The following is a 5181-nucleotide window of genomic DNA, read 5'->3' on the forward strand; positions in this document are numbered from 1 at the left end:
CGTTCACCCCGCCCGCCCTCACCACCGGCACCGTCACGCGCGTCGAGAGCGGCAAGCTCCTCGAATACGACACCCCCGGCGGCCACGTGCGGTGGGAACTGGCCGCGGGCACCGGCCACGGCGCCCGCCTCATCATCACCCACACCGGCGACCCTTCCGCGCGCGACGCCTGGCGCGTCCACGTCGAAAAATTCGCCTCCGCCCTCGTGGATTAAGGGTTTTCAGATCTGGGAGAAGAGTTCACCGACCCAGCTCCTTTACAATGTAGATCATCAAGTGCGGAGATTCAGGGCCGCGGCCGCCACCGTCCGCGCCCGGCCCGGGGCCACCAGCAGATCCGTCGAATCCGACAACTGATCCACGCACCCCACCACCGGCAACCCCTTGATCACCGGGTCCGTCACCGACGCCATCAGCTCATCGGCGAACCGGTCCCCGTCGATCACCTGGAACGGCCGGTCGTAGAACCCGCGCACCCCCTCATCCAGCCATCCGGCCAGCCGCGTCCGGTTCTGCAGCGCCGCCACCCGCGCGTACGCCGCCGCCAGCGCCGCCTCGCGCTCACGCCACGACCGGGCCGCCAGCGCCGCCCCCAGCGACTCCCCCAGCTCGGTCGAGCCCGGCATGCGCGCCAGCGCGCTGCCGAGCCACTTGGCGTACGGCGGGTAGCGCCGCCGCAGCAGCAGCGCCAGCCGCATCACCTCCCGCGCCAGCCGCGCTCCCACCACGGCCGAGCCCAGTTCGTCGCCCACCTCGCCGCACCTGCCGGGAAACGGCTCCTCCTGCGCGATCCGCCGCCACTGGCACGCCAGCACGTAGCGCCACACGTCATCGGGATACCAGCTCAGCGCCGCCCTGGCCGTCTCCAGCCCGCCCAGCCCGTCGTGGAAGACCTCGCCGCACGTCACCTCCGCCAGGCTCTGCCACGGCGCCGACAGCCAGTCCAGCAGCGACACCCCCTGCCTCGGGTCGAACCCCAGCCGCCCGGCCAGCCACTCTCCCGGCTCCGTCACCGTCACCCCGCAGCGCACCTGCCCGTGATAGGCGAACACCGTCGGGAACCCGCCGAACCGGTCCGGCAGGCCCGCCTCCACCGCCGCCCGCACCCCGGCCACCTCCTCGCCGGGCACGAACAGCAGCACCCGCGGCCCCCAGTCGTGGTCGGTGGAGCGGGCGGTGTCGAACTCCAGCACCTCCGAACCCGGCCCGATCAACGCGGCGCTGTGCGTGACCCCGGGGATCAGCGGCGCCACCACCTCGCGATAGAAAGCCCGCGACAACTCAATACCAGGTACAAAATCGGACATCACGCCGTCCACTGTGCACCAGTGCCGCCGGAACCTCACCCCAATTTCCGCGCCGCCACCGGCACGGGTCACCGGCCGCCGAACAAGGGAGTGTGCGGAAGACGACCACGAACGGGTCTTCGCACGGTTCGTCCGGCTGCATGCCGCGCGCGGCCGGGATCGGCGCGCGGCCTGGCGTTCGCCCGACCTCGCGCCGGCTCATCGCTCACACGGCGATATCGGTCTGACCGATGAGGCGTTCGGCGCGCAGACGGCACAACAGTTCGGCCGGGCCCAGGTTGCGCCGGCCGTAATCAGCAGCGCGGCCGGGCGGGACGTAGCGTTCGGCGAGCCTGGTGGTCCAGGCCAGAAGGTCGTCGGGAGCCTCCTCGAACCGGACCGGGCCACGGGCGGTGACGAAGGCGTAGGGATATTCCTGCAGGTCGACGGCGAGCGCGGCCCGGGGATTGGCGCGCAGGTGGCGGCCTTTGAGGGTGTCGCGGCCGGTGGTGAAGACCAGGTCGTCGCCGTCGACGACGAACCAGATGGGGGCGACGTGGGGCGCGCCGTCCGGTGAGGCGGTGGCGAGTTTGCCCGTACGGGTGCCGGCGGCGAGGAACTCGATCGCCTGCTGTCGTGTCATGACCTCCATACCGTCATCTTTCCCCAGCTCAGATGGGGTGCGGCGGAGGCCGGGCGGCGTGTCGGCATGGCACACTCTCCAGGAACGGCCCGCCGCTCCCTGCCGGTGAGCCTCCATCGTCGCCTCGGCGCTGCGAAGCCACCCGGGAACCAGGCGGCGGACGGCCCTAGCCACAGGACATGGGCCCAGAAGCCGGTCACAGCGCAGAAAGGTCCCCAGCGGAGGAGTCCGCGCCGGATCAGCCGCTCCATGAGGCTGGGGACGCCGCCGAGCGGCCGTGGCGGGTGGACAAGCGGCGCATGGCGCTGCTGCGTGATCGGCACCTGCTGCTCCCACGCCCACGAGGTCGAGGCCCGCAGCATGCTCGCCTGCTGCGTGGGCGATCGGCGAGCACTTCCTGGCGGCCGCGACGGGTCAGCCCACCGCCCGGGACGCCGCCACCCGCCGCCTCCGGTAGCCGAGCCGCTCGTACACCCGGATGGCCGCCGGATTGTCGTCGTCGACCATGAGCGCCGCCCGCCCGTAGACCGCCACCAGCTCCCGCGACACCCACCGGCACACCCGGCCGGCCAGTCCTCTGCCGCGATGACGGGCCCGCGTCGCCACCCCGGCCAGCAATCCCACCGTGGGCGCCGACCAGGCGTCGGCCGCCACAGCCGCCAGTTCCCCGCCGACCCGTACGCCCGCCCAGCGCCGCACCCCCGCCAGGCCGGGCACCGCGTACGAGGAGGGGGCCTCGGCCGCCAGCAGCGCCGCGACCCGCGCGCTCTCACCTTCATCCAGCCAGCCGACCACGCCCACCTCGCCCGCAACGTCGCCCTCGACGTCATCCTCGGCCTCGCCCGAACAACCCACGCCTGCCCCGCCTGCCACACCGACACCGCCGACACCGCCGACACCGCCGACACCGCCGACAGGGCCGACAGGGCCGACCATGTCGACCTCGCCGCCCGTGCTGAGCGCCGCGAGCGTGCCGGGAAGGACGGGCGTGCCCGGAAAGACGATGGTGTCCGCCGGATCGTCGGGCGTGCTGCCGGGATCGGACGGGTCGAAGGCGTCGGTGTCCAGGCTCATCCACGAGAACCGCCCGGCCACCTCCAGCCCTTCCAGCCTGGCCGTCACCTCCCGTATCAGCGCCGCCTCACCCAGCGGCCGGTACGAGGGGCCCAGCTCTGCCAGCGCATGGCGTACCAGCTCGGCGGCGTGCACCGCACCGCCCCGCACCGCGAGCCGGTCCCGCCGCGACACCTGCGGGCAGGCCGCCACCACCGCCTCGCCCAGCGCCCACGCCCGCGCGCCGTGACGGAGCCCCTGCGCCGCCCACACCACCAGGTCGTCGTCCCCGCAGGCCGCCCGCACGTCGGCCGCGCAGCGGAGCTCGCGGATCACAGGATGGCGCCGGGGCGGTACGCGGCCGCCTCCGGATGCTCCGCCACGACCTCGTCCACCTGCCGCACGACCGCCGTCACCTGGTCGCCGGCCGCGCCCGTGAACGACACCCGGTCGGCCAGCAGCTCTTCCAGCGCGGGGCGGCCGAGCGGGAACCGTTCGTCGGCGGCCAGCCGGTCGAGCAGGTCGTTGGCCGCTCCGTGCGAGCGCATCTCCAGCGCCGCCGCCACGGCGTGCTCCTTGATCAGCTCGTGCGCCTGCTCGCGCCCCACCCCGGCGCGCACCGCCGCCATCAGCATCTTCGTCGTCGCCAGGAACGGCAGGTAGCGGTCGAGCTCGGCCGAGATCACCGCGGGGAACGCCCCGAACTCGTCCAGCACCGTCAGCATCGTCTCCACCAGCCCGTCGAAGGCGAAGAACGCGTCCGGCAACGCCACGCGGCGCACCACCGAACAGGACACGTCGCCCTCGTTCCACTGGTCACCCGCCAGCTCCCCCACCATGGAGGCGTAGCCGCGCAGCACGACCGTCAGGCCGTTGACGCGCTCGCAGGAGCGGGTGTTCATCTTGTGCGGCATCGCCGACGAGCCGACCTGGCCCTCCTTGAACCCCTCGGTGACCAGCTCGTGCCCGGCCATCAGCCGGATCGTCCTGGCCAGCGAGGACGGCGACGCCGCCAGCTGCACCAGCGCGGTGACCACCTCGTAGTCGAGCGAGCGCGGGTAGACCTGGCCCACGCTGGTGAACCGGTGCGCGAACCCCAGATGCGCGGCCACCCGCTCCTCCAGCCCGGCGAGCTTGCCGCGGTCGCCGCCCAGCAGGTCGAGCATGTCCTGGGCGGTGCCCACTGGGCCCTTGATGCCGCGCAGCGGGTAGCGGCCGATCAGCTCCTCCAGCCGCCCGTAGGCCACGAGCAGCTCGTCGGCCGCCGTCGCGAAGCGCTTGCCCAGGGTGGTGGCCTGGGCGGCCACGTTGTGCGAGCGGCCGGCGACCACCGTGGCCTGGTGCACCGCGGCCAGGCGGGCCAGGCGGGCCAGCAGCGCCACCGTGCGGTCGCGTACCAGCAGGAGGCTGTCGCGCACCTGCAGCTGCTCGACGTTCTCCGTCAGGTCGCGCGAGGTCATGCCCTTGTGCACCTGCTCGTGCCCGGCCAGCGCGTTGAACTCCTCGATGCGCGCCTTGACGTCGTGCCGGGTCACCCGCTCGCGCGCCGCGATCGAGGCCAGATCGACCTGGTCGACCACCTTGTCGTAGTCGGCGATGGCCTCCTCGGGCACCATCACGCCCAGCTCGGCCTGCGCGCGCAGCACCGCGAGCCACAACCGCCGCTCAGCGACGATCTTGTATTCGGCGGACCACAGGCGGGCCAGCTCGGGCGAGGCATACCGAGCGGCCAGGACATCGGGGATACGCGGCTTGGCAGTCACGTTCGACAAGTGTATTCACACGCCCGCCCCCGCCGGGCGCGCAGGGGGCACCGTGCCCGCCACGAACCACCCATGGGGCGGCCGGCCGCCCGGCGTCACAAGCGCTTACCGGTCAGCTCGGCCAGGCGCCGCTCCACGACCGCCAGTCGATCGGCCAGCGAACGGCTGTGCAGCAGCTCGGCGACCCAGTCGCCTCGTCGTCGTCCAGCTCCACCACATGCGACGCCGTGTCGGCGTCGGCCCGGTCGTAGAACATCAGGGCGCGCCGCCCGTCGTCGAAGACCATGACGCCGACGTGATCTCCTCGCCTCGTGTCGTAGTGGTGGACGGTGCCGCTGCCGGGGACGGTGGCGTGAGTGATGTCCACTGCGCGGGTTCTCCTCTCGTGTCGGCCGCTCGGCCAGGGCCGGTGCCAGGGTCGGGGTCGGGGTCGGGG

General features: G+C 72.9%; 5 protein-coding genes and 1 pseudogene. 1 reads left to right on the forward strand and 5 read right to left on the reverse strand.

The window, feature by feature from the left end:
- A pseudogene (locus E1292_RS52060) lies at positions 1-215 on the forward strand (SRPBCC family protein); the annotation flags it as partial.
- Positions 216-272: 57 nt separating this feature from the next.
- Here the strand turns inward: E1292_RS52060 and E1292_RS49290 are convergent.
- The 5 genes from E1292_RS49290 to E1292_RS49315 all read right to left on the reverse strand — a co-directional run bounded on the left by E1292_RS49290 (position 273) and on the right by E1292_RS49315 (position 5112).
- Entirely contained in the window at positions 273-1253 is a 981-nt protein-coding gene (locus tag E1292_RS49290; RefSeq protein WP_342775783.1) for a DUF4037 domain-containing protein, read from the reverse strand.
- Positions 1254-1512: 259 nt separating this feature from the next.
- Entirely contained in the window at positions 1513-1929 is a 417-nt protein-coding gene (locus E1292_RS49295; protein WP_132606708.1) for a PPOX class F420-dependent oxidoreductase, read from the reverse strand.
- 414 nt (positions 1930-2343) lie between these two features.
- Complete coding sequence (locus E1292_RS53220; protein ID WP_220447452.1) at positions 2344-3318, reverse strand: GNAT family N-acetyltransferase; 975 nt, start codon at positions 3316-3318, stop codon at positions 2344-2346.
- On the reverse strand, positions 3315-4745 hold the full coding sequence (gene purB, locus E1292_RS49310; RefSeq protein WP_132606709.1) for an adenylosuccinate lyase: 1431 nt from the start codon (positions 4743-4745) through the stop codon (positions 3315-3317). Before purB ends, E1292_RS53220 begins: the two co-directional genes overlap by 4 nt.
- 112 nt (positions 4746-4857) lie before the next feature.
- Positions 4858-5112, reverse strand: a complete 255-nt coding sequence (locus E1292_RS49315) for a cation:proton antiporter regulatory subunit (RefSeq protein WP_246091029.1) — start codon at positions 5110-5112, stop codon at positions 4858-4860.
- Positions 5113-5181: the final 69 nt, after the last annotated feature.

The sequence above is a fragment of the Nonomuraea deserti genome (genome assembly GCF_004348685.1).
GTDB classification, from domain to species: Bacteria; Actinomycetota; Actinomycetes; order Streptosporangiales; family Streptosporangiaceae; genus Nonomuraea; species Nonomuraea deserti.

What these genes read in the sequence shown, in the direction of transcription:
- E1292_RS49295 (WP_132606708.1), bottom strand. Translation starts at nt 1,929, where the DNA reads ATGACACGACAGCAGGCGATCGAGTTCCTCGCCGCCGGCACCCGTACG.